This window comes from Mycobacterium sp. ACS1612 (genome assembly GCF_001667505.1).
Lineage (GTDB): Bacteria > Actinomycetota > Actinomycetes > Mycobacteriales > Mycobacteriaceae > Mycobacterium.
In genome coordinates, this window is the sequence record NZ_LZHZ01000018.1 from 1 (window position 1) to 23,087 (window position 23,087).

Sequence of the window (23,087 nt, forward strand, 5' to 3'; positions counted from 1 at the left end):
TTGGCCAGTTTCTTGACGATCTCGGCGTCGGTTTTGAGCGCCTCACCCACCAGCGAGGCTTCCACCTCGTCACGATCAGCCACCGAGACGTGGCACGGCAGCGCGTTGATGGCGTTGGCGATGGCCGTGACGTGGTCTTCGCCGATTTGCCCGCCCGCCAGCGCGGCGGCCACATAGGGCAATACCGGCGGCAGCGGTGGGCCGCACAGTTGGCGGCGCTCGGTGAGTTTGGCCGCGGTTTTCATCCGGGCTTTGACCTGACCGGGGGTGATCCGCAACCGCGCGGCCAGACTGTTGACCATCCTCGGCGCCATCCTCGGTTCATCGGGCGGGTCAGCGATCTGACCGAAGAACCGATACATCAATCCCCGATTGGTCCGCTGCTGAGTTTCCAACCGTTCGCTGAACCCGGCCCTGAAATCATTGCCGACTTCAGCCGAGCACAACTCCCGCATCTGGGCATAGGCAGCATCAACCTGATCAGCCAACGCGTCAAACCGCTGCCGCGCCGCCTCCCCGCTGATGAATTCGCCCATGACCCAACGCTATCCACCCCCGCCGACCAACCACAGTGCTCAACCCACCACCTGTGGACGAACGCGCACCTGGGGACAACCATCCAAAAATGTCACACCCCAGTGCTAGGCCGCGCAGGGGATGCTCGCCGCCAGCGAGGTGCCGACACCAACCGGGCTGTTCACCCAGAGGTGTCCGCCGACCGCTTCGACCCGGTCGACCAACCCGATCAAACCCGACCCGTTCGACGGGTCGGCGCCGCCCGTGCCGTCATCCTCGATGACCAGGTCAAGGTTGCCGTCGGACGCCTTCACCGTCACCTTCACCTCGTCGGCGTGCGCATGCCGAACAGTGTTCGTAAGCGCCTCAGCCACGACGTAATATGCCGCGACTTCGACCCGGTCCGGCAACCGGCACGGCACGTCCAGGTCGAGCTCCACCGGCACCGTCGACCGGCACGCCAGCGACCGAAGTGCCGGCGCCAGACCGCCTTTGGACAAGATGGCCGGATGGATGCCGCGCGAGATCGCGCGCAACTCCTCGGACACATCGCTGAGCCCCTGTACGATCTCGTTCAACTCGGTGCGCAGTTCACACTGATCCATCGGCAGCGACTGCTCCGTCACCCGAGCCCTCAACGCCAACGACACCAGCCGCTGCTGGGCCCCGTCGTGCAGGTCGCGCTCCAACCGCTTGCGCGCATCGTCGGCCGCCGCCACGATCCTCATCCGCGACGCGGTCAGGTCCGCCTTCGCCTGCGCATTCGCGATCGCCATCGCGACATACTTCGCGAAGTCCGCCAGCCGCGCTTCCGTCTCAGCCGGAAACGGTTGCGCACGAGACGAACTCACCACCGCCACGCCCCACTCCTGGCCGTCGACGATGATCGGCGCGGTTCTGCCGCCGACCAGTACCGTCGAAGCCACGTCACCATCCGACTCGTCGTGCGCCGCCACCAGCACCGCACTTCCGTCGAGTTCGTAACGGAACAACGCTGCCTGCTGCACGCGCAGCGCATACGCCAATTCCTTTGTCACCGTCGCGAACACCTCGCCCGGGGGGAGGCCTTCCGCCACGGCGGTGGCGACGCGGCGGAGTGCCGTCTGCCGCTCGGCTGTCCGCTCGGCCTCCGCGGCCCTGGCCCGCGCAACACCGGCCAACGAGTTCGCGATCAGCGTGATCACCAGAAAGACACCGATCACCACCCAGTTACGCAGATCCGTTGCGTCGAAAGTGTCGTCCGGCCAGTCGCGGAAGTAGCCGAACCCGAACGCGCTCACCACCGAAGTCACCGCGGCCAATCCGGTTCCCCACCCGATCGCCACCACCAGTGCGCCCAGCAGGTACACCACGCCGAAGGTGTCCATCGGCGCCAGACTCCGGAGTACGACGACAAGAACCGTCTCGCCCGCCGTCGCCGCAGCGGCAACCACCAAGCCCACCCACATCGGCGGCGCGGTCGGGCGCACCAGCAATGAGAGCAGGTGGCCGCCGGGCCCGCGCGTGGACATGCCCTCTGCATAGCTCCGTGCACTGCCAACTGCCTGTGAATAGGCTGTGGGACAACTGAATTGGATGTCAAGTGGCGCTAGCGGTAAACACGAATGGCCGCCAGCGCGGACGACACGCCCATCACGATCCGCCATCGTCTAATGGCATGGACACCAGCACCGGCGCACGTCTGGTCGGCCATGTCGTCGCCACCGCGATCCTCGTCGCGGCCGCGGTGGCAGTCACCTGGCAGGTCCTTTTCACCGGCCCCGCTATGGGGGCTAGCAGGTATGCCCAATGCCGGATACCCGGTAGCGGCGTTAGGGGGGCAGCCGTGCAGACAATGCCCCGGTTTCACACGAGAGTTGTGAGCAAACAACGAATTACGTTGCCGTCAGGAGTGCCGAATGCACAGTAGCACCGCAACACCCGAGTCCGGGGCCATTCGCGATGAGGCGCTGGCCGCGAGATTCGAACGTGACGCTGTCCCCTTGCTGGACTCCTTCTATCCGCAGGCCATGAAGATGACCCGCAACCGCACCGAAGCAGAGGATCTGCTTCAGGAGACCGCAGCCAAGGCTTTCGCCGGCTTCCACGGATTCCGCGACGGCACCAACCTCGGCGGCTGGCTGTACCGCATCCTGCTCAACACCCACATCAGCGGCTACCGCAAACAGCAGCGCAGGCCGACCCAGTGGCTGACCGACGAGATCACCGACGGCCAACTGCTGGCCGAAGCCAGGCACACCTCGACGGGTCTACGCTCCGCCGAAGACCAGGTGCTGGATTTGATGGGCGACACCGATGTGCGGGAAGCGATGCGTCAGCTGCCCGAAAAGCTGCGCACGGCGGTGTATTACGCCGACATCGAGGGCAGGCGATTCAAAGAGATCGCCGAATTGACTGGCGCCCCGATCGGCACCGTGATGTCACGACTGCACCGCGGCAGGCACCGGCTACGCACGCAGTTGGCCCACGTCGCAAGGGACCGCGGCTACGGCCTCACAGACGTCGCGTGATCAGCGCGGCGGGTCGCCCCGCCACGCGAAACTGTTGACGTACTTGCCCATATCCAAGGCGATTTGGAGATTGGCGCCCGACGGTTTGCCGCTGCCGAAGTCGGGACCGAACTGACGGAACGGTCCGACCGCGGCAGCGATCAACGCCAAGTCGTTCTTGACCGCAACCATCACCAGCACACGCATCTTCAGATAGCTGCTGTTGGCGCCCTGCGGCCAGCAGTCGGCGGCCTCGCCGTAACCCGGTTGGTAACCAACCATCGCGTTGGGAATCTTGTAGGCAGTGCGTGCGTCCGGAAACGTCCGTCTGATAAGGCTTTTGGCAATTTGCTCCGGCGACCGGTTGGCCGCGGGCTCGCTGAACAGCTGCAGCGTGCCGCCGTCACCTGCTTGCAGATCAGCCGTCACCCCGTTGGGCTTCGTGCTCACCTTGTACGCCGTGCCCTCGGCGGGGTACGACACCGAGAACGCGCCATCGGCTGCAGTGAACCTGGGATTCGTCTCCACGGGCGTGCCCGTCGGGGGGTGTCCGCAGCTCGGCGGGCACATGTATCGGGCAGGGGGCTTGCTTCTCAGCATCGTCACACCGACAAGCGCCACGGCGACGACGGCGATCGCGCTGAACCAGATCAGCAGCACGCGGAAACGCGAGTGACGCACCGGCGCAGCAGCGTACGTACCCGACGGAACTGCGTAGCCGGGGAAGAACTTCGACTCGCTCATCAGGCGCCGGACTCCTCATCGCTGCGCACCGGTCGCTGGTAACGCCGTGCCGACCGCGACGACCGCGACGACGCTCGCGTCGCGACACCGCACGCCGGACAGAACGCCATATCCGGGACGACGTGCCCGCAATGCGGGCACAGCAGCGGCTCGTCGGACTGAATCTCGTCGTGCGCTTCATGCAGCAACGCAAGATGCAGTCCGAGGCGCAGTAGGAACAGCGCCACCGCGGCCAACACCAGATAGATCACCAGCATCAGCACCTGCGGGAAGTGGGAGACATCGATCAAACCCAGACCCACGTACACCGCGAGCACGGCCACTGCGAAGAACACCAGCAGCGCACGCACCACGCCGGGACGTTGCTTCTCCTTACTCGGTGGCCGCTTGAACCACAGCGCGGCGCCGATCAATCCACCGGCCGCCGCCGCGGTAAGGGGTACCGCCACTCCCCTGATGCCCGCCTCGACGAGCAGGCTGTCCATCGGCCGCTTGCTCACCACCCCGGTGCCGAACTGCGGGGCCAACCGCGTCAGGGTCGCGGCCGCAGTCATGGACAGCGCACCCAGCGCCCCAATCATGAAGCCGTCCAACGCTTCCCGGGTCGGCGGGCCCAGCAGCCGAACGATCACCGCGGGCATCAGCATCAGGATCACCCCGCCAAGCGGGACGGCGATGCCGGTGCTCAACATGCGGGTCCCGACTACGCCCGCGCCCATGGCGATTCCGTACGACCGGGCCACCATCATCCCGGTCAGCATCACCCATCCCACGCCCAGCACCACGCCGATCACCACCGCAAGCACCCATGTGCGGGCAGGCAGGTCGTTGAATCCGTCGGACTCGCGCATGTAGAGCACGAACAGGAACGGGAAGCCCAGCGCAGAGACAGCGACCAGCGCGCCGGGCATCCGCAAGACCGCGAACGCGACCAGCGCCACCACCACCAACGCGAGGCCGATCCGGAAGATGTTGCGCGACCGCGGCGGAAGGTGCGGAAACAACGAACTCGCCAGCGCCGGCTGCAGCAGGTGTTCGCCCGGCGCCGCGCCGAAGTCGCGGATGCGCAGCCAGTCTGGGCCTTCGCCAGGACGCGGGGTGAGGTGACAGCCGCACAGCCCGCAGTACTCACCCGCCGGGACGTCGACCTTACAGATCCGGCACTCTTCGGTCGGCACCTGCTCGTCGGCAGTGCTCATTGGCTCACCCTCTGCACGACGAGCAGGTTGCGCACCAGGTTGTCGATGTCCGGCGTGCCGAGTCCGGTGACCAGGTCGAAGCCGGGGGCCGCGGTGTCGACGGCATTACCACCGAGCGTGACGTCACGGAAGCCGGGCAGCGGCGCACCGGCCGCCGTTCGATACAGCAGCGGGTTGAGGTCGCCGAGTTCGCGGCCGCCGTTGGCGAGCAAATACTGATTCATCACCGCGGCCAGACCCGCCCAGATCGGCGCCGACTGCGACGTGCCGCCACCGACGAGTTCCTGTTGGTTGAACACGATCCGCACGCCGGTGAACGGGTCGGCGACGGCGGCGACGTCCGGCGTCACTCTGCGGTCCGGGTCCTTGTCGGGCACCACGCCTTTCTGCCATTCCGGCCGGTCGAACAACGACGACACCCCGCCGCCGGTGCCTTGCGACAGCGGTACGTCGAACCAGGCCTGCTCGGCTTGCCACACGCCGTTCGCGTCCGTCGACAACGTGGTGCCGCCGACGTCGACCATCTCCGGAAGCGACGCCACGGAATCCAGACCCACATCGCTGGCTCCCGGTGGCGACGACCAGTCGTCACCGCCCTTGCACTCCAGACCCGCGAGGTCGCCGCTGGCGTTGAACGCCGTCGTGCCATGCGAATGCGCGGTCCGCAACGCCGACCGTGCGGGCGCCATGTCGGCGGCGGTGATCAGCTTGTCGCAACCCCAGCCGATGGAGAAGCTCCAAATCGCCCCGGGGAACTGCCGATCCGCATCCTCGAGCATCCGGCCGATCTTCTCGTAGCCGGCGTCGCCCTCCACAGTGGCTCGGGCGTTCCACACAACCTTTCGCGCGTCGGGCGCGACGGCGTGGGCGACCTCGAGATCCATGGTGGTCTCGCCGCGCGCTTCCTCCGGCTTGCCGCCGACCACGACCGGGGTGAACTTCGGCAGGTTGTATGTGGTGGCGAACGTGTCGAGGTCGGACTGCTCGAACCCGTCGAACGCGAAGAAGACGATCGTGGTGCCCTTACCGGTGTAGCCCTGTGCGGCCAACTTGTCGGCGTTGTAAGTGGTCAGCAACCGCGCGGGCGTCAACCCCTTGTCGGGCACATCGAGCGGCAGGATCGACGGCCGCGACGTGTGGTGCGGGGTGTAGCCCAGGATCCGCCCGAACTCGGTGACCTCGCCGCGAAGCGCTTCGGGAATCGACGGCTGCTGCGGCGACGCATAGAACACCTGGCCGCGTTGCCCGCGGTAGTCGTGCACCTCGACGTCGAACGCCTTCGCCACCCGCTCGGCGGCGCCCTCCACCACGGCCCACTCGTCACCCGGCCGCCACCGCACGTCGAGACCGTTGTCACCCGCCCAGCCGTACAGCGCATCCGGTCGACTGGTGTCGCTCAGTGCGGCGGTCAACTGGGTGTCCGCACGGTGAGACGGCCCCAGGTCGGTGGAGCTGGCCAACAGGTAGGCGTACGGCCCGCTGATCAATCCCGAAGTGCCGGACACCGTGGGGCGAAGATCGGAGACGAGCACGAACACCCCAACAGCGACAAGCGCCAGCGACGTGAAATGCCGGGCAACCACAGAAGCCAGCGTACGTCCGCGCTGGCCAGCGGGTGTTCTAGTTATCGCCGGGAATGGCGGTCGGCGCCGGCGGCGCCTTCACCGGCGGTGTGAACAGGTTGCCGCCGGTCGGGTTGATCGACTTCTCCGTCGGCGCCGGCGGCGGCGGGGCCGGCGTCTCGGCCGGCGTGGTCGTCGTCGTGGTCGTGGTGGTGGTCGTCGTTTCCGGCGCCTTTTCCTCTTCCTTCGCGCACGAGGCGGTCAAGCCGACCATCGTGACAATCGCGGCGCCACCGGCGACCGCCGCGATACGGCGACCCATCCGACCCATGATTTCGTCCTTCCCGACGTTTGCCAGCGGTTTTGAAGATCAAACTGGCTGACGAAACTCTACCTAGATGTGGCAGCAGGCGCACAGCGATTGCGCAGCGGGTGCCAAGGTCAAGGGTTGAATGTTGTCGCTCAAGGGTATTACCGTTTGTCGTTTCGTGTCGCCGTGCCCCTACGAAATGGTGGTCGCCGTGTACCAACAGATTCTTGATCCGGTTGCGCATTCTCTGGCGTGGAGCTCTTTGATCGCGGCGCTGCCGCTGCTGCTGTTGTTCGTCATGTTGGGTGCACTCAGGGTGACCGCCTGGGTGGCCTCGCTGGTGTCCCTGGCGCTGGCGATCGCGCTTGCGATTTTCGTCTACGGCATGCCGTTGGGCCAGACACTGCTGGCAGGCACGGAAGGCGCGGCGTTCGGGTTCTTCCCCATCCTGTGGATCGTGATCAACGCGATCTGGGTTTACCAAATGACCGTCGAGACAGGGCATTTCGATGTCCTGCGGCGGTCCTTCGCACAGGTCAGCGACGACCAGCGGGTGCAGGCCGTCATCATCGCGTTCTCCTTCGGAGCATTGCTGGAGGCGCTCGCGGGGTTCGGTACTCCGGTTGCCGTGACGTCGGTGATGTTGATGGCGCTGGGGTTCCGGCCGCTCAAGGCCGCGGCGCTTTCGCTGACCGCCAACACCGCGCCCGTCGCGTTCGGCGCGATGGCCACCCCGATCCTCACGCTCGGCAAGGTGACGAATCTGCCCAGCGACACCTTGGGGGCGATGGTGGGCAGGCAGACGCCGATCCTCGCGCTGTTCGTGCCGCTGGTGCTGGTTGCGATCGTCGACGGTTTGCGCGGGCTGCGAGAGACCTGGCCGGTGGCCCTGGTCTGCGGCGTCGTGTTCGGGATCGCCCAGTACGCCACCTCGAACTTCCTCTCGGTACCACTGGCCGACGTGGTCGCCTCCCTGCTGTCGGCGGCCGCGGTGGTCGGCATGGTCCGGATCTGGCGCCCGCGCACTGAGCATGCGACCGCGGTGATCGCGGGCGGCGCGGCCGACGGACCGACGTCCGAATTCGCGCACCGCGTCGAGAATCCGGACGATCGCGGCGAGGTGATGAAGGCCTACGCGCCCTACGTCATCGTCATCATCGTGTTCGTGATCTGTCAGATCACCGCGGTGAAGAAGTTGCTCGACAAGGCGACTGTGAAGTTCGACTGGCCCGGTATCCATGTCGTCAGTACGACGGGAAAGCCTGTGTCGCTCAACCAGTTCACGCTGAACCTGCTGACCACTCCCGGCACCCAGATGCTGATCGCAGGACTGATCACGATGGTCGTGCTCAAGCTGTCGGTGTCCCGCGCGGTCAAGGCGTACGGCAGCACTTTGTTCCAGTTGCGCTTCGCGATCGTCACCGTCATGTTGGTGTTAGCTCTGGCGTTCGTGATGAACCTGTCGGGTCAGACCATCACCCTCGGCACGTGGATGGCGGGTGCGGGCGGCGCCTTCGCGTTGCTGTCACCCATACTCGGCTGGCTCGGCACCGCCGTGACCGGTTCGGACACGTCGGCGAACTCGCTGTTCGGGGCCTTGCAGGTGACAGCGGCCAATCAGGCCGGGCTGTCCGACGTTCTGATGGCAGCGTCGAACAGTTCGGGCGGCGTCCTTGGCAAGATGATCTCGCCACAGAACCTGGCCATCGCCGCGGCCGCGGTGGGCATGAACGGCAAGGAAGGCGACATCTTCCGTCGCGTCGTGGTGTGGAGCCTGGTCTTCCTGGCGGCGATGTGCGTGCTCTCAGCACTGCAGGCGTCGGTTCTGGCCTGGATGGTGCCCTGAGTCAAACCGGCTGTGCGCCAGGCAGTTTCAGGAGGCCTGGACGGCTGTCAGCGCCTCGTCGAGCGTCGGGAACAGATCGAAGATCTGGTCGAGGCCGGTGAGCTGAATCGGTCGACTGGTGGCCGCGCTGTTGGCGACCACCGCGAACCGCGCGGACTCGCTGACGTTGTTGTGGGTCGCCACCAACGCCTGCAGACCGGCCGACGCCAGGAATCCGACGTCGGTCAGGTCGATGACGAGTCCCGTCGGCTTCGATGCCAGCGCATCCTCGATGGCGGCTTCCAGCGTGGGGACCGTGGCCAAGTCGATATCGCCGTCGACTCGCAGCACCGCGATCCCGTTCTGGTAGGCGAGCGCGGTGGCGATCGCTTCGTCGGCGGGCATGGGGAAAGCCTAGTAGGCAATCGCGGTTGACGATTGGCGACTTCGCCGGTTACCTGCCAGGCGTGGGCGCTAATGTCGGCTCAGTGACTCGTGCACTTCGACCGTGCGCGAGCGGAGTTGGGAGGCTGAATGTCTGAATCGACCACAGATTTTCCCGCTGTCACCACCAAGCTCGTCGGCGAGGATCTACTGCCGCAACTCGTCCAGCACCTGCGTCAAAATCGCACCGCCCTGCGCGAGGAATGGGCGCGCCGCATCACCGAGGCCGAGCTGCTCACCGCGATGTCGCCGGAGGAGATCTTCTCCGAGGCGACCACCGTGTACGACAGCTACGTCGAGGTGCTCGAGACCGGTAGCGTCGAAGCGCTCCAGGACTATGCGCGCGACCTGTCCGAACGCATCATCCCGCGAGGCGTGGAAACCGACGAGGTGGTCGGCATCGTGCTGCTGCTTCGCGACGTGCTGGCCCGCTCGCTGTTCGAGAAGTACCAGACCGATTTCGACCTGCTCAATCGCGTTCTGGACGCCTACGAACCGGCAGCCAACCGCATCGCGAACACCGTGGCCGTCGGCTTTGTGCAGGAGCGCGAGCGCATCATCCGCCAGCAGCAGGAGGCCATCCGCGAGCTGTCCACCCCGGTGCTGCAGGTGCGCGAACAGTTGCTGATCCTGCCGATCATCGGTGTGCTCGACAGCCAACGCGCCCGCCAGGTCACTGAGCAGTTGTTGCGGGCGATCCGCGCCAACCGCGCGAAGGTGGTCGTCATCGATATCACCGGTGTGCCGACCATCGACTCCACCGTCGCCAACCACCTCGTGCAGACCGTCGACGCGTCGGGTTTGATGGGTGCCAGTGTGATCATCACGGGCCTGTCCTCCGACATCGCGCTGACCCTGGTGACGATCGGGCTGGATCTGTCGAAGATGAATGCGGTCGGCGACCTGCAGGGCGGTATCGAAGAGGCCGAGCGGCTGCTCGGCTACGAGGTGACCCGCACCGGCGAACAGAACGGATGACCAGCGCCAAGCGCTAACCCCCATGCCTGTCCCCATTCTGAAACAAGGCGCGATCCTGATCGCTTCGGTGCAGGCTGCCCTCACCGACTCCGACGCGGACCGGCTGCGCCACGACCTGATGGAGCGGGTGAGCCGCTACCGGGCGCACGGCATCATCGTCGACGTGACCGCGATCGACGTGATGGATTCGTTCGCAGCCAGGTCGCTGCGCACCATCGCGCACATGACCCGGTTGCGCGGAGCGGACACGGTGATCGTGGGCCTGCAGCCCGAAGTGGCGTTCGCGATGGTGCAACTCGGTCTCGTCTTCGACGACATGTACACGGCGCTGGATCTCGAAGAGGGCCTCGCGTTCCTCAACCGGCAACTCGAGTCGCGCCAGCCGACGATCGGACGCGACGGTGCCGATTGACGCCGGAATGACTCCGAAAGATGAAGTGATCGACGTCAAGAATTCCGACGACATCGTCGCGGCGCGCCAGGTAGGACATCGGCTGGCGCGCGACCTCGGGTTCTCACTGACCGATGTCACGATGATCGCCACCGCGATCTCCGAAGTCGCGCGCAACATCACAAGTTACGCCGGCTCCGGCGCGATCCGGGTGGGCGTCGAGGAGCGCGACGGCCGCACGGCGCTGGTGGTGCGCGCCGAGGACGAAGGACCTGGCATCGCCGACATCGAACGGGCGCTGGAGGACGGCTATTCGACCGGCAGGGGGCTTGGCCTCGGGCTGCCCGGTGCGCGACGCTTGATGGACCGCTTGGTCATCGACTCGAAGCCCGGCCGCGGCACCGTCGTCGAGATGTGGAAGTGGATCCCGGCAAATGCGTAGACAAGGTCAGATCGGGCCCATCGAATGGGCAACGGCGCGTCGCCCGCTACCCGGCGAGATGGTCTGCGGCGACTACCCGATCGCGGTCGACGTCCCAGGCGGCGCCGCACTGTTCGGGGTGGCCGACGGGCTGGGCCACGGCGCCGCCGCCGAGACCGCGGCGCTGCGTGCGGAAGAAGTGGTGAACCGTTGTCGCAGTGAGCCTCTCGACGTGTTGCTGCAGCTGTGTCACCGCAGCCTCGGCGACACCCGCGGCGCTGCAGTCACTTTGGCGCGCATCGACTTCGGGTTGGGCACGCTGAGCTGGATCGGCATCGGCAACGTGACGGCCGATCTGGTGGCCAAGCGCCCCGGTGGCGCGCAGATCCGGGCGTCCGCGCTGCTGGCAGGCGGCATCGTCGGCTACCGCATCCCGCACGCGCTGACCACCCATCAGGTGTATATCTCGCCCGGTGACCTGCTGGTCATCGCCACCGACGGCATTCTCGAAGACCACATCCAGGACATCGACTTCGCCGCACCCGCGACCGCGATCGCCGAGCACATCCTCGACGCGTACAGCAGGGAGTCTGACGACGCGCTGGTGCTGATCGCGCGTCACCGGGGCACCTCGTCATGACCGACCCGAAGACGAACGCCGACTTCCATGCCCAATACGCGGCCGCATTGAGCGCCTACCTCGCCGACAAGGGCGAGGACACCCTTGCTGTCGGCCACGAGTTGGGTCGCCGCGCATTGGCCGAGCAGATCAGCATGCTGGAGATCATCGAAAACCACTCCCGCCTCGTCGAGAGCGCGGGTACGAAGGCCGACGCATCCGTTGCGCTGCAGTTCTTGCTGCAGACCCTTGCGGCGCTGGACGTCGCGACGCGCGGATTCATCGACGGCACAAGACGATACGAACAACAGCGGGCCCGCGCCGAGGATCTGGCCGACCGCGACGAGTTCCGCACCGCGTTGGTCAACTCGCTGCAAGAGGGCTTCTTCGTGGCCGACGCAACGGGGGCGGTCACCGAGATCAACGAAGCTTTCACCGACATCACCGGCTACGGGCCCGAGGGTCTGCCGTATACGTGGCCGCCGCCGTGGATGGGCGACGACACCGCGACGCGCGACCAGTTGGCGCAATTACTCGCGCATGGCGCCCTGGAGGCGGAAGCGCCGGTCCGGCACCGCGACGGGCGCCTCATTTGGGTGGCGATGAGCGTGAACGCAGTCGCGTCGCCGAATACCGAACACGGCACCTTCGTCGGCACCATCCGTGACATCACCGCCGCGCGGGCGGCGACCGTTCGCGACCGGGCGGTGGCCCGACTGGCCACCGCGGTGAGTGTCGCCAAGAGCGTCGGCGAGGTGCTGTTCAGCACGCTCGACGAGTGCCGCACCGCGCTTCGAACGGCGCGGGTCGTGGCGGTCATGTGGTCGACCGACGAGCAGGATCCGAGCGTGCACCAGTCCGGCAAGCCCCCGGTGCTGCACTGGCACGACCTCGACCCGCGGCTGCGTCGGTGTCTCGACACCGCACGCACCTGGCTGCCGCTCACCGTCGAATCCATCGGCTGGACAACCGATTCCGATGTCGCGCACGGCATGGTGGCCACCCTGTCGCGCGACGCCGCGCTGTGGCTGGAGTTCGACAGTCCGCGCGTCGTCGCCGCCGAGGACACCCAGCTGGTGACCGCCCTTGTCGGACATTTGAGTCTGGCCATGCAGCACGTCAGGCAGTTCGAGCTGGCCCGCGACACGTCGTTGACGCTGCAGCGCTCGATGCTCGCACCGACCGAGCTGCCCCCCGGCTTCGCGGTGCGCTATGAGCCTGCCGTGTCGCCATTGGAGATCGGCGGCGACTGGTACGACGTGTTGCCGGTCGCCGACGACCGCATCGGCATCATCGTCGGCGACTGCGTCGGACGGGGGTTGGCCGCCGCCGCGGTGATGGGTCAGCTGCGCAGCTCGGCCCGCGCGCTGCTGCTGACCGGCGCATCGCCGTCGACCCTGCTCGAGCAACTCGACGCGGTTGCCGGTCTCATCCCCGACGCGTTCTGCACCACCGTGTTCGTGGCGATGCTCGACACCCGCTCCGAGACGCTGACGTACAGCAGCGCGGGCCATGTTCCCGCGGTGCTTGCCGCACCCGCCGCGGCGCCGGTGATGCTGACCGACGCCAGATCGGTACCGCTGGCCGTGCACAGGGACGAGCCGCGGCCGCAGGCCACCGCCGCACTGACCGGTGGATCGACTCTGCTGCTCTACACCGACGGTCTCGTCGAGCGTCGCCACGAGTCGATCGACAAGGGGATCGCCCGCGTCGCCGAGGCGATGGCGCAGACGATGCAGCTGCCGGTCGACACAGCCGCCGAAGTGATACTCGACAGACTGGCCCCCGACGCTGGCTACGACGACGACGTCGCGATCGTCCTCTACCGCCATCCCGGTTCGACGCTCGTGATCGAAATCGACGCGGCGCCAGCGCGGTTGACCGATATCCGGCATCAGCTCCTTGCCTGGCTGCACTCCGCTGGAGTGTCCGAGACGTTGGCAGGCGACATCGTGTTGGTGGTCAACGAGGCGTGCAGCAACAGCGCGGAGCACGCGTACCGGGGACAGCAGGTGGGCCCGATGCGTGTCGAGGCCACGCGCGACGCCGATCACATTCACATGCAGGTGACGGACTCCGGGTCGTGGAAGACGCCGCCTGCGGATCCAGGAACCCGCGGCAGGGGCATTCTGTTGATGCGGTCGCTGAGCGAACAGGTCGACGTCGACGGCACCGCGCACGGCACAACCGTGCGCATGCGGTTCGCGGTCGGATAAGTTCAGGCAGTATCCGCTCGAGGTGTCGGAGGTGCAGGTGACCAGCGTTTCCGGCGCCGGCGCGCGCCGACCAGCCCCGCTGAGCATCCGGCTGCCCGCCATTCCCGCGAGCCTCGCCGTCGTCCGCAATCACCTGCGTGGTTGGCTGCCGACCACCGCCGTGACCGCGGCCGCCGCCGCCGACGTGCTGCTCGCCGTCGGAGAGGCCGCGTCGAACGTCGTCGAACATGCGGTGCGCGGCGCGCCCCGCGCCGTCACGTTGGAGGTGACGGGCCGGGTCACCGAAACCGGACTAGCGTTGACGGTCAAGGACAACGGCCGCTGGCACGCGCCGCCGAGTTCGAGCGCCCATCGCGGGCACGGCAGCAAGTTGATGAAGGCACTCGTCGACAAGGTGACGATCACACCGTCTCCACAGGGAACCACGGTGGAATTGCACAAGGAGCTCCATCCATGACAACCAGTCAGTTTCGAATGTCCGCAGCGGAGGCCGAGCAACCGCCGGTCGTCACCGCCCGCGGGGATATCGACCTGGCCAATGTCAACGAGTTCTCCGACGTGCTGACCGCCGCTGCCGCGGGCAGCGACGCGCTCACCGTGGACCTGTCCGAGGTGACGTACTGCGACAGCGCGGCGGTGCGGGCTTTGTTCTCCGTCGCGGCGACCACCAAGCTAAGCCTCATCGTGCCCGCATCAGGGTCGATCACGACGCTGCTGAGCATCTCCGGGCTGGACCGGGTCGCGACAGTGGCGACCCGCGACTGATTCCCGCGACTCCCGATGGCCCCCGCTGACTTTCGCCCCCAGTCACATCCCCAGTTGGTGGCGTTGATGCACCGCATCCTCGAGCGGATGCAGGCCGATCTCGTCGATGCGCTCGGGTTCGCGATCGTCATCCACGACAAGCGCCACGATGAACCGCCGTCCGTGCTCGCGTCGGTCGGGGTCGGCGCAGACTTCGCCTCCGTGCAATTCGAAGGCGTCGGCGGACCCGTGCCCGATGCGCTGGCCTACCAGGTGCCGGTGCTCAGCATCGACCTCTGGGCCGACGACCGCTGGCCACAGCTCACCTCGGCTGCCATGAACTCCCTTGCACCACAGCAGGAATCCTGCTGGGAGGAGTGCCGCGGCGTTGCGGCCGTGCCGGGCGTCTGGGCCGACGACGCGACGGTCGTGGTCTGCTGTGTGCTCAAACAGCCCGCCAGCGCCGCCACGGTGACCAGCCTGATCACCTACGAGCAACTGGTGTCGGCGGCGCTGATCACGTCGGCCGCCGAAAACACCTCGGCCATTGCGGATATCATCACCGTGCTGCAATCACGCGGGGCAATCGAACAGGCCAAGGGCGCGTTGATGGGCCTGGTGCGGTGTGACGCCGAACATGCGTGGCGGATGCTTCGCCGCGCCAGCCAGGAGTTCAACGTCAAGCTGCGTGAACTGGCGGTGGCACTCGTCGAACACATCAGCGGTGCACCCGCCGAACAACCCGACACCGGAACGCCGATCACCCCCGACGAGCGTACCCGCGAGGCGGCCAGACTGATGTGGGCGGCGTTGTCGAAACCACCGGAGCCGCCGTCATCCGAGTAATTCCGCGCCCTGACTCGCCCTGGTGCGCGCGATCGTCGGCGCGTTGTAGCCGGCGTCGCGGACCGCTTCGCGGATCGCGTCGGCGATGTCGGCGACATTGGCGACCGGGGCCAGCGCGATGACGCAGCCCCCGAATCCGCCACCCGTCATCCGGGCCCCCAGCGCGCCTGCCGCGACGGCGGTGTCGGCGATCAGATCGATGTGGTCCGTGGTGATCTCGAAGTCGTCGCGCATCGACGCCTGCGACGCGGTGAACAGCCTGCCGATCGCGGTGTAGTCGGATTCCTCCAGGGCGGCAACGACTTCCAGCACACGCTCGTTGTCGGTGAGGATGTGGCGGGCGCGCCGGGCATCGACGGGATCGGCGACCGCGGCCAGTGCCGCCACGCCGCTGTCCTGCACCTCCCGCAGCGACGACACACCCAGGTCCGCAGCCGCCCGTTCGCAGGACGCCCGGCGTGACGCGTACTCGCCGCCCGCGTGTTGATGCGGTGCGCGCGAATTGATCAGCAGCAGGGCGACCTCGGCGGCATCCGGGTCGAACACCACGGGGCGCACCGCCGGTTCTCGGAAGTCGATCAGCAACGCCTTGTGCGGCGCGCCGCACAGGGACGCCAGCTGATCCAGCATGCCGGTGGGTGCACCCACGTAGTCGTTCTCGGCCCGCTGGGCGAGCCGCGCAAGCTCGATCCGGTCGAGGTCGATGCCTGCGGCGGTGGTCAAGGCGCCGAGGACCGCACATTCCAACGCGGCCGAAGACGATACGCCGGAACCCATTTCGACGTCACTGGCGATCGTCATGCTGCCACCCAGGATGCGGTGCCCCGCCCGCGCCAGCGACCAGACCACCCCCGCGACGTAGGCGGCCCATCCGCTGACGTCACCAGGTGCGGTGGCAATCGGAATTGAAACGGTGCCGTCCTCTTGATCGCTTCGCACTGTCAGTTCGGCGCCCTCGTCAGGTAGATAGGTGACGACTGTGCGTTCGGGCAGGGCGATCGGCAGCGCGAAACCCAGGTTGTAGTCGGTGTGTTCGCCGATCAGGTTGATCCGGCCAGGCGCCGCGTACCGGATCGCAGTCATGCGCCGACCTCACAGGCTCGGTCGGACCATTCAGTACTGATGATTCGCTCGCAAGCTTCGCTCATGCGAGCGCCCGCAGTCGCTCGGCCACACTCTCTGGGGTGACGTCGCTGATGAACGCGTCCATCGCGGACTCGGAGCCTGCGAGGAACTTCAACTTGGTGGCACTGCGCCGCACCGACATCAGCTCGACGTGGAAGTAGCCCTCCCGCTGATCGGCGGAGCCGGTGTACTGGTGCAGCGCCGAAATATAGGGCAACGCAGTGGGATACATGCGGTCGAAGCGGGAAAGCACGTCCAGGTAGATGCGCGCGAAGCCGTCGAGTTCGGTGTCGGTGAGGTCGACAAGGTTATGCACGAAGCGATTCGGGTAGATGTGCACCTCCACCGGCCATCTGGCCGCAAACGGGACGAACGCGGTGAACAAGTCGGTCTTGGCGATGACTCGGCTGCCGTCGGCGACCTCGCGGGTTAGAATGTCGGTGAAGAGGTTGCCGCCGGTGCGGTCCGCGTAGGCACGGGCCTCGCGCATCATCTCCGCCGCGCGCGGTGGCAGATACGGATAGCCGTAGATCTGACCGTGCGGGTGTGTCAGCGTGACGCCGATCTCCTCACCGCGATTCTCGAAGCAAAACACGTAGGCGATGCCGGGACGGGCCATCAGGTAGGCAGTGCGGTGCCGCCATGCCTCGACGACGAGGCGGGCATGCTGTTGGGTCAGCCCGCTGAACGAACCGGTGTGGTCACTGGAGAAGCAGATCACTTCGCAACGGCCATGCCCCGCAGCCGATTGGAGCAGATCGCCGTTGGGTGTCGGCAGTGTGAAGGGCGCGGCGCCCGCGCCGGACAGGCTCGGGAAGCGGTTCTCGAAGACCGCGACGTCGTAGTCGGCCGCGGGGATCTCACTGGTCAGCCCGGTCGGCCCGGGGCACAGCGGGCATTGGTCGGCCGGCGGTTTGTAGGTCCGGTCCTGCCGCAGGGCTGCGATGATCACCCACTGGCCGGTCTGGCGGTCGAACCGCAACTCCGACTGCTGCTCACCGCGCGGCGGTAGCGGGCGGCGGTCCGGCACCGGCGCAGGCGTGTGACCGGGCAGCGCGAACAACAACAGTTCGCGGCCGTCGGCGAGCGGCCACCTGGCTGGGTCGGTCATGGGAGCACCGCGGCGATCGTGAGGCGCCCGACGTGTTGTTCGATGATGCCGCGGTCGGCGACGGACAGCCCGTCGTCGACGATCAGGTTGTCGACACGTCGCATCCTGGCGAACACATTGGTCCCCACCTCGCGGTACTTGGTGTGATCGGCCAGCACGGTGAGCTGTGCACCAATCCCGATCAATGTCCGATTCGTCTGTGCCTCAGCCATATTCGGTGTCGTCAAACCCGCCTCCGGATCGAACCCGTGCACGCCGAGATACGTGCCGTCCACCCGGAACGACCCGATCGCCGCATCGGCGACCGGTCCGACGAGCGCATCCGACGGGGTGCGGACACCGCCGGACAGATACACCTGCGGGGCGTCGGCGGCATCACCTCCGGGATCGGTGAGCAGCTCGAACACGCTCAGCGAGTTCGTCACCACCGTTATCGACGACCGGTGCCGCAGCCTGCGCGCAAGTTCGGTGGTCGTGGTGCCCGCGCTGATCGCGATCGTCATACCATCCTCGACGGTCTCGGCGGCCACCGCCGCGATCGCCGCCTTTTCCGCGCGTTGTTGGCCGGCCTTCACCGACGACCACGGTTCCTCACCGCGGTTGTGTCTGGCCACCGCGCCACCGTGCACCTTGCGCAGCAGGTTCTGCGCGTCGAGTGCGTCGAGGTCACGCCGGACCGTCATCTCCGACACGTCGAGTTCGGCGGCCAGGCCGGCGACGCGGACCGCCCCGTCGGCGTTCAACGCGCGCAGGATCGCGTATCGGCGTTCGGCGGCGAGCATGAAACCGCACAATATCAAACACAATTTCCCGGTTTGGCCCAGATTGCCCGGTTGGTGCTGTTAGTTTCTGGTTGTTTGTGACCGAACCTGTGCTTACTCCGACTCAAAGGAGTTGATTACCGCAGATGACCGAGAACGTGCTGCGCCTCAACCTCGGCTGGCTCGACTACATGCTCGTGGCCATCTATTTCGTCTTCGTGCTCGGCATCGGCTTCATTGCCCGCAGTCAGATCTCGACCAGCCTGGACTTCTTCCTGTCCGGTCGCCGGTTGCCCGCCTGGGTCACCGGCCTGGCGTTCATCTCGGCGAACCTCGGCGCCGTCGAGATCATGGGCATGTCCGCCAACGGTGCCCAGGTCGGGTTGTCGACCATGCACTACTACTGGATCGGCGCGATCCCGGCCATGCTCTTCCTCGGCGTGGTGATGATGCCGTTCTACTACGGCTCCAAAGTGCGAAGCGTGCCCGAGTTCATGCGGCGGCGCTTCGGCCCTGGCGCTCACCTGGTCAACGCGATCAGCTTCGCCACCGCTCAGGTGCTGATCGCCGGCGTCAACCTGTTCCTGTTGGCAACGGTGATCAATGCGCTGCTCGGGTGGCCGCGTTGGTTGTCGCTGATCGTCGCGGCGCTGGTAGTGCTCAGCTACATCACACTGGGCGGCCTTTCCGCGGCGATCTACAACGAGGTGCTGCAGTTCTTCGTGATCGTAGCGGCGCTGGTGCCGTTGACCATCTTCGGGCTGATCAAAGTCGGCGGCTGGAATGGCTTGAAGGACAAGGTCATCGACACCATGACCGACGGCAAAGTGACCGCAACGACAAGCGAGCAGCTGACCACGTGGCCCGGCACGGCGCTGTCCGGTTTCTCCAGTCCGGTGTGGTCGGTGATCGGCATCGTGTTCGGCCTTGGATTCGTGTTGTCATTCGGTTACTGGACCACCAACTTCGTCGAGGTGCAGCGCGCGATGGCGTCGGATTCCATTTCCGCGGCGCGACGCTCGCCGATCATCGGATCGTTCCCAAAGATGTTCATTCCGTTCGTGATCATCGTGCCCGGCATGATCGCCGCGGCATCAATCGGCGACATGATCCGGCTGAAAACCACTGGCGAGGGCGACATCACGTACAACGACGCGATGTTGCTGATGATCCGCGACATCCTGCCCAACGGCTTGCTCGGCGTAGCGATCGCGGGTCTGCTCGCCTCGTTCATGGCGGGCATGGCCGCCAACATCTCGGCGTTCAACACGGTGTTCAGCTACGACATCTGGCAGGACTACGTCGTCAAGGACCGACCGGACAGCTACTACATCGCGGTCGGCCGGATCGCCACCATCGCTGCGACGATCCTGGCCATCTTCACCGCGTTGATCGCGGCGGGCTACTCGAACCTGATGGACTACCTGCAGACACTGTTCGGGTTCTTCAACGCCCCGCTGTTTGCGACGTTCATCCTCGGTATGTTCTGGAAGCGGATGTCCTCGACCGCGGGTTGGACCGGCCTGGTGTCCGGGACACTTTCCGCCATCTTCGTTTTCATCCTCTCCAAGGTCGGTGTGATCAGCCTGCCCGGTCAGGGTGTGCCGTTCGTCGCCGCGTCGGTGGCCTTCGTCGTCGACATCGCCGTCAGCATCGCCGTCACCATGGTCACCACGCCGAAGCCGGCCAGCGAGTTGGTCGGCCTGGTGTACTCGGAGACGTCGAAGGACGTCTTCTCCGATCCGGAGAGTGCCGGAAAAGCCTGGTACTACAAGCCCGTTCCGCTGGCCGGGCTCTCCCTTGCCCTTGTCATCGTGCTCAACATCGTCTTCCACTGATTAGAGGAAACCCAGATGCGACACCTGTTCGACGTTCGCAACATCATCGGTGCGCTGCTCGGCATCTACGGCATCGTGTTGACCATCGCCGGCTTCGCCCCCGGTCTGCTCGGTGACCACCACAGCTCCGCCACCGACAATCCCGTAGACCTCTACGTCGGCACCGATGCCAACTGGTGGGTGGGACTGGTGCTGATCGGCGTGTCGGCCGTGTTCATCGGTTGGGCGCTACTGCGGCCGGTGAAGATTCCCGAGTCGGACTCGGAGCCGACCGAACCGCGGCAGCACTAGGTGCCTCGGCGCGCCACCGCCGCCTCGAGTTGCTCTTCGTAGGCGCCCTCGTCGCGTCCGAGCGCGATGGTGGCCGCCACCATCGCGACGGTGCTGATGGTGATCAGTACCGCGTCGAGTTGGCTGACGTCCAGGTTCTCGCCGAGCACCACCGCGCCGAGCAGCACGGCGATCAGCGGCTCGAGCACCAGCATCGTCGGCACTGACGTCTGCAGTGATCCCGCGTGAAAAGCGGACTGCTGCAAGAACGTTGCGAAAACCGCGATCAATACGAGCAGATACGGCACCGGCGTGATGAGCAACGCGTGCAGACCTTCGTAGATCAGCACGTGCATCAGCAGCTTGGTCAGCACGGCGACGACACCGAACAACACCCCGACCGCCAGCGCGAGCAGCACGGCCCGTTTCCATCCCAACGTGCGGGTCGCCACGATGACGCAGGCGCCGACGGCGGCCGTGCAGATCACCGCGACCAACGCCGACAGCGGCAGCGACGCCTCGTAGTCACCGGGTCTGGTCTTGGCCAGCACCACGAACACCGCGAGGGCCACGGTCAACACCAGCGCCCACACCCATTCGCCGCGAGTGACGCGCCTGCGGGCCATTCGTGCGCTCAACGGCAACGCGAACAGCAGCGCGGACACCAGGATCGGCTGCACCAGAAGCAGCGAACCCTTCGCAAGCGCCAGTGCCTGGAAGCCGTAGCCGGCGACCGCGGCCGCGGTGCCTGCCCACCACAGCGGCCTGCGCAGCAGTGTCAGGAACATCACCGAACTCACGCCGTGCTCCTGGGGCACGTCGACGGTGGCGCGCTGACGCACCACAATGCCGATCGCCAGAAAGACGGCGGCGAGCAAGGCGAACAACACCGTCAGACCATGGCCTACCAAGCGTCGAGTTCCTTTCAGGCCACGGCCACCACATGAATAAGAACAACATATTCGTCGGGGCCGCCCAAGCGCGAGGCGATCTCGAGATGGTTTCGAACTTGCCTGGCCGGGGCATAGAACCGCGCATGAACGTGCGACGGTTGATTCTGCTGGTGGGTGCGGTCGTGTTGGTCGTCGGGGTGATCGGACTGCTGATGCCCGTATCGGTGCCGGGGCCCGACGGTGGCGACATCGGGTGCGGTAATGCGTTGGCTCAGGACTCGTCAGCCGCGCAGCAGGCCGACAATCAGAACCCGGCCAACCTGCCGATCATCAATCAGGTCGTCCCGCACACCAACTATGCGGCCGAATGCTCCTCCGCGGTTTCCAGCAGGCGCTCATGGACGATCCCGGTGGCCGTCATCGGCCTGGTTGCGATTGCCGGTTCGTTCTTCGTCGGGGGCAGGACTGGCGCCAGGACTCCCTAGCTGGCCTCGCGGTTGTCGACCAGATGCACGTGCGGCTGACGCGGCTCCTCGGGAGCGAGACGGTCGTTGACCCGCTCGACCACCGAGTCCACCCGGTTGACGGCTCGGTCGCAGAGGTCTCGCACGCGGTCGCCCGCGGCGTCCACGTCGTCGGCCGCACTCAGTAGGTAGGCCCTGACATTGACCCGCAACCGCTCACCCGCCCGCCGCACCCGACGGCGCAACCGGTCGTCGATCTCGACGGTGACGTAGGGCAACACCTGAAGCTTCATTCGCGCCTCCCCTTCGTGGATGCCTGGCCTCAGCGTACTGGGCATCGCAGGCGGGAGGGCTCGGCGGCGGGCTACGAGCCGGAGTCGCCGCTGTCGGCGCTGTCCTTGTCCTCCTGCGCCTTCTGGATCGCGGCCCTGCCCTCCGGGCTGCCTGCCGAATTGCCCGGGTCCTTCGCGGTCGCGACGGTGGCGTTGCAGTTCAGGTAGACCAACACCGTGTCGGTGACGGGGCTGAAATCGTCGCCCTTGATCCAAGGCGCCGACTGGGAGTGGCTGACTATGCAGTCGTCATCGGAGAGGGTGTCCCCGGCCCGACTCGCGATGACGGCCTTCTTGCCCGCATCGCTGATGGCTTTCGAAGCGTCGCCGTAGGTCTGACCGCTGTAGTCGTCGGCGGCGGCGACCCCGGAACCGAAGAACGCCAGCGACGTCGCCGCCGCACCGACAACGGCGATCCCGTAAACGCCGAACTTCCTCATGTGCGTCCTCCGTGTGATGTACCTGTGGTTGTCCTTCCGAGACACTGGGTGTCTGGTGGTCAGGACGTTAGAGTCACCGCCTGGCAGGACGCTGGTAAGAAATATGCAATCTCCTGCCAATTTCAGGTCGCCCTTGACGCCCGATTTGGACCGTCAGGTCTAACCGACCAGCGACTTACGCGTTGACTACCTGCTTTTTTGGACGATATAGTTCAGTTCTCTACACAGATAGGACACAGCATGATGTCTGGCCGTACGGCTCGTCGCCTCGCCGCAACCGCGGCCATGGGCGCCGTCATCGGAATGGGCGCACTGACCGCCTGCGGTGAGGGCGAAAAGGCACCCGAGACCACCACCCCCACCACCACGACCACCACCAGCGCGACGACGTCGGCCCCCGCGCCTGCGCCCGCGCCTACGGAGAAGTCGATCAACCCGACCGGTGGAAACCTGTTTTCGCCCTCGGTCAAGGCGCCTTCCGCGCCGACTGCCATTCCTGGCAACAAAGAGAACACCGGATAGGTCGATCTCGTCCAATTCGCGACGCCG

Annotated in this window: 27 protein-coding genes; 14 read left to right on the forward strand and 13 right to left on the reverse strand. The window is 66.2% G+C overall.

Annotation, left to right across the window (positions count from 1 at the left end; genetic code table 11):
- Window positions 1-536 (reverse strand): DUF222 domain-containing protein (locus A5724_RS05685; protein ID WP_156752151.1); only part of this gene is annotated, 536 nt, incomplete at its 3' end.
- Between the two features lie 105 nt (window positions 537-641).
- On the reverse strand, window positions 642-2,027 hold the full coding sequence (locus A5724_RS05690) for a DUF4118 domain-containing protein (protein ID WP_067797578.1): 1,386 nt from the start codon (window positions 2,025-2,027) through the stop codon (window positions 642-644).
- Window positions 2,028-2,414: 387 nt separating this feature from the next.
- Here A5724_RS05690 and A5724_RS05695 point away from each other — a divergent pair, with 387 nt between their 5' ends.
- Window positions 2,415-3,026: a sigma-70 family RNA polymerase sigma factor gene (locus tag A5724_RS05695; RefSeq protein WP_067797580.1), complete on the forward strand. Its 612-nt coding sequence runs from the start codon at window positions 2,415-2,417 to the stop codon at window positions 3,024-3,026.
- Here the strand turns inward: A5724_RS05695 and A5724_RS05700 are convergent, their stop codons facing one another.
- From A5724_RS05700 to A5724_RS32890, 4 genes are read right to left on the reverse strand one after another with little or no spacing between them, the layout of a single operon-like run.
- On the reverse strand, window positions 3,027-3,749 hold the full coding sequence (locus A5724_RS05700; protein WP_067797583.1) for a hypothetical protein: 723 nt from the start codon (window positions 3,747-3,749) through the stop codon (window positions 3,027-3,029). It abuts the gene before it with no gap.
- The gene (locus A5724_RS05705; protein ID WP_067797586.1) at window positions 3,749-4,948 is read right to left on the reverse strand and encodes a zinc ribbon domain-containing protein; all 1,200 of its coding nucleotides are present in this window, start codon (window positions 4,946-4,948) and stop codon (window positions 3,749-3,751) included. The genes A5724_RS05700 and A5724_RS05705 overlap by 1 nt, the downstream gene beginning before the upstream one ends.
- Window positions 4,945-6,531, reverse strand: a complete 1,587-nt coding sequence (locus tag A5724_RS05710; protein ID WP_067797589.1) for a protease pro-enzyme activation domain-containing protein — start codon at window positions 6,529-6,531, stop codon at window positions 4,945-4,947. Before A5724_RS05710 ends, A5724_RS05705 begins: the two co-directional genes overlap by 4 nt.
- 37 nt (window positions 6,532-6,568) lie before the next feature.
- Window positions 6,569-6,841 (reverse strand): hypothetical protein, encoded by a 273-nt coding sequence (locus A5724_RS32890; RefSeq protein WP_082964882.1) that lies wholly within the window; start codon window positions 6,839-6,841, stop codon window positions 6,569-6,571.
- A 190-nt stretch (window positions 6,842-7,031) separates the two neighbouring features.
- On the opposite strand from A5724_RS32890, the gene A5724_RS05720 reads away from it, so the two are divergent.
- Window positions 7,032-8,666, forward strand: coding sequence for an L-lactate permease (locus A5724_RS05720; RefSeq protein WP_067798293.1), 1,635 nt, complete (start codon window positions 7,032-7,034; stop codon window positions 8,664-8,666).
- A gap of 27 nt (window positions 8,667-8,693) precedes the next feature.
- Here the strand turns inward: A5724_RS05720 and A5724_RS05725 are convergent, their stop codons facing one another.
- Window positions 8,694-9,050, reverse strand: a complete 357-nt coding sequence (locus A5724_RS05725; protein WP_067797596.1) for an STAS domain-containing protein — start codon at window positions 9,048-9,050, stop codon at window positions 8,694-8,696.
- 129 nt (window positions 9,051-9,179) lie between these two features.
- On the opposite strand from A5724_RS05725, the gene A5724_RS05730 reads away from it, so the two are divergent.
- The 8 genes from A5724_RS05730 to A5724_RS05765 are packed head-to-tail and all read left to right on the forward strand — an operon-like array spanning window position 9,180 to window position 15,304.
- Complete coding sequence (locus A5724_RS05730) at window positions 9,180-10,067, forward strand: STAS domain-containing protein (protein WP_067797599.1); 888 nt, start codon at window positions 9,180-9,182, stop codon at window positions 10,065-10,067.
- A gap of 22 nt (window positions 10,068-10,089) precedes the next feature.
- Window positions 10,090-10,479: an STAS domain-containing protein gene (locus A5724_RS05735; RefSeq protein WP_067797602.1), complete on the forward strand. Its 390-nt coding sequence runs from the start codon at window positions 10,090-10,092 to the stop codon at window positions 10,477-10,479.
- Between the two features lie 7 nt (window positions 10,480-10,486).
- On the forward strand, window positions 10,487-10,900 hold the full coding sequence (locus A5724_RS05740; RefSeq protein WP_067797605.1) for an anti-sigma regulatory factor: 414 nt from the start codon (window positions 10,487-10,489) through the stop codon (window positions 10,898-10,900).
- Window positions 10,893-11,519 (forward strand): SpoIIE family protein phosphatase, encoded by a 627-nt coding sequence (locus A5724_RS05745; RefSeq protein ID WP_067797609.1) that lies wholly within the window; start codon window positions 10,893-10,895, stop codon window positions 11,517-11,519. Before A5724_RS05740 ends, A5724_RS05745 begins: the two co-directional genes overlap by 8 nt.
- Window positions 11,516-13,714 (forward strand): SpoIIE family protein phosphatase, encoded by a 2,199-nt coding sequence (locus tag A5724_RS05750; protein WP_067797612.1) that lies wholly within the window; start codon window positions 11,516-11,518, stop codon window positions 13,712-13,714. The genes A5724_RS05745 and A5724_RS05750 overlap by 4 nt, the downstream gene beginning before the upstream one ends.
- A gap of 37 nt (window positions 13,715-13,751) precedes the next feature.
- Window positions 13,752-14,171 carry an ATP-binding protein gene (locus A5724_RS05755; RefSeq protein WP_197518567.1) on the forward strand — a complete coding sequence of 140 codons (420 nt, stop codon included), beginning with the start codon at window positions 13,752-13,754 and terminating at the stop codon, window positions 14,169-14,171.
- Window positions 14,168-14,479 carry an STAS domain-containing protein gene (locus tag A5724_RS05760; RefSeq protein ID WP_067797618.1) on the forward strand — a complete coding sequence of 104 codons (312 nt, stop codon included), beginning with the start codon at window positions 14,168-14,170 and terminating at the stop codon, window positions 14,477-14,479. The genes A5724_RS05755 and A5724_RS05760 overlap by 4 nt, the downstream gene beginning before the upstream one ends.
- Window positions 14,480-14,494: 15 nt before the next feature.
- Window positions 14,495-15,304 (forward strand): ANTAR domain-containing protein, encoded by an 810-nt coding sequence (locus A5724_RS05765; RefSeq protein ID WP_067797621.1) that lies wholly within the window; start codon window positions 14,495-14,497, stop codon window positions 15,302-15,304.
- Here A5724_RS05765 and A5724_RS05770 read toward each other — a convergent pair.
- The 3 genes from A5724_RS05770 to A5724_RS05780 form a co-directional block, all read right to left on the reverse strand.
- The gene (locus A5724_RS05770) at window positions 15,293-16,387 is read right to left on the reverse strand and encodes a galactokinase (protein WP_067797623.1); all 1,095 of its coding nucleotides are present in this window, start codon (window positions 16,385-16,387) and stop codon (window positions 15,293-15,295) included. The genes A5724_RS05765 and A5724_RS05770 overlap by 12 nt on opposite strands.
- A gap of 61 nt (window positions 16,388-16,448) precedes the next feature.
- Entirely contained in the window at window positions 16,449-17,540 is a 1,092-nt protein-coding gene (gene galT, locus A5724_RS05775) for a galactose-1-phosphate uridylyltransferase (protein ID WP_067797626.1), read from the reverse strand.
- Complete coding sequence (locus A5724_RS05780; protein ID WP_067797628.1) at window positions 17,537-18,322, reverse strand: DeoR/GlpR family DNA-binding transcription regulator; 786 nt, start codon at window positions 18,320-18,322, stop codon at window positions 17,537-17,539. The genes galT and A5724_RS05780 overlap by 4 nt, the downstream gene beginning before the upstream one ends.
- A gap of 125 nt (window positions 18,323-18,447) precedes the next feature.
- On the opposite strand from A5724_RS05780, the gene A5724_RS05785 reads away from it, so the two are divergent.
- The gene (locus A5724_RS05785) at window positions 18,448-20,139 is read left to right on the forward strand and encodes a sodium:solute symporter family protein (protein ID WP_067797631.1); all 1,692 of its coding nucleotides are present in this window, start codon (window positions 18,448-18,450) and stop codon (window positions 20,137-20,139) included.
- 15 nt (window positions 20,140-20,154) lie between these two features.
- Complete coding sequence (locus A5724_RS05790) at window positions 20,155-20,430, forward strand: hypothetical protein (RefSeq protein ID WP_067797634.1); 276 nt, start codon at window positions 20,155-20,157, stop codon at window positions 20,428-20,430.
- Here the strand turns inward: A5724_RS05790 and A5724_RS05795 are convergent.
- Window positions 20,427-21,320: a DMT family transporter gene (locus tag A5724_RS05795; protein WP_197518568.1), complete on the reverse strand. Its 894-nt coding sequence runs from the start codon at window positions 21,318-21,320 to the stop codon at window positions 20,427-20,429. The two genes, A5724_RS05790 and A5724_RS05795, sit on opposite strands and share 4 nt — an antisense overlap.
- A 125-nt stretch (window positions 21,321-21,445) precedes the next feature.
- Here A5724_RS05795 and A5724_RS05800 point away from each other — a divergent pair, with 125 nt between their 5' ends.
- Complete coding sequence (locus A5724_RS05800; RefSeq protein ID WP_067798299.1) at window positions 21,446-21,787, forward strand: aminopeptidase; 342 nt, start codon at window positions 21,446-21,448, stop codon at window positions 21,785-21,787.
- Here A5724_RS05800 and A5724_RS05805 read toward each other — a convergent pair.
- Both A5724_RS05805 and A5724_RS05810 read right to left on the reverse strand, forming a co-directional pair.
- Window positions 21,784-22,059, reverse strand: a complete 276-nt coding sequence (locus tag A5724_RS05805) for a hypothetical protein (RefSeq protein WP_067797639.1) — start codon at window positions 22,057-22,059, stop codon at window positions 21,784-21,786. The two genes, A5724_RS05800 and A5724_RS05805, sit on opposite strands and share 4 nt — an antisense overlap.
- A 71-nt stretch (window positions 22,060-22,130) precedes the next feature.
- On the reverse strand, window positions 22,131-22,538 hold the full coding sequence (locus A5724_RS05810; RefSeq protein ID WP_067797642.1) for a hypothetical protein: 408 nt from the start codon (window positions 22,536-22,538) through the stop codon (window positions 22,131-22,133).
- A gap of 240 nt (window positions 22,539-22,778) precedes the next feature.
- Here A5724_RS05810 and A5724_RS05815 point away from each other — a divergent pair, with 240 nt between their 5' ends.
- Complete coding sequence (locus A5724_RS05815; protein ID WP_067797644.1) at window positions 22,779-23,060, forward strand: hypothetical protein; 282 nt, start codon at window positions 22,779-22,781, stop codon at window positions 23,058-23,060.
- Window positions 23,061-23,087 lie beyond the last annotated feature (27 nt).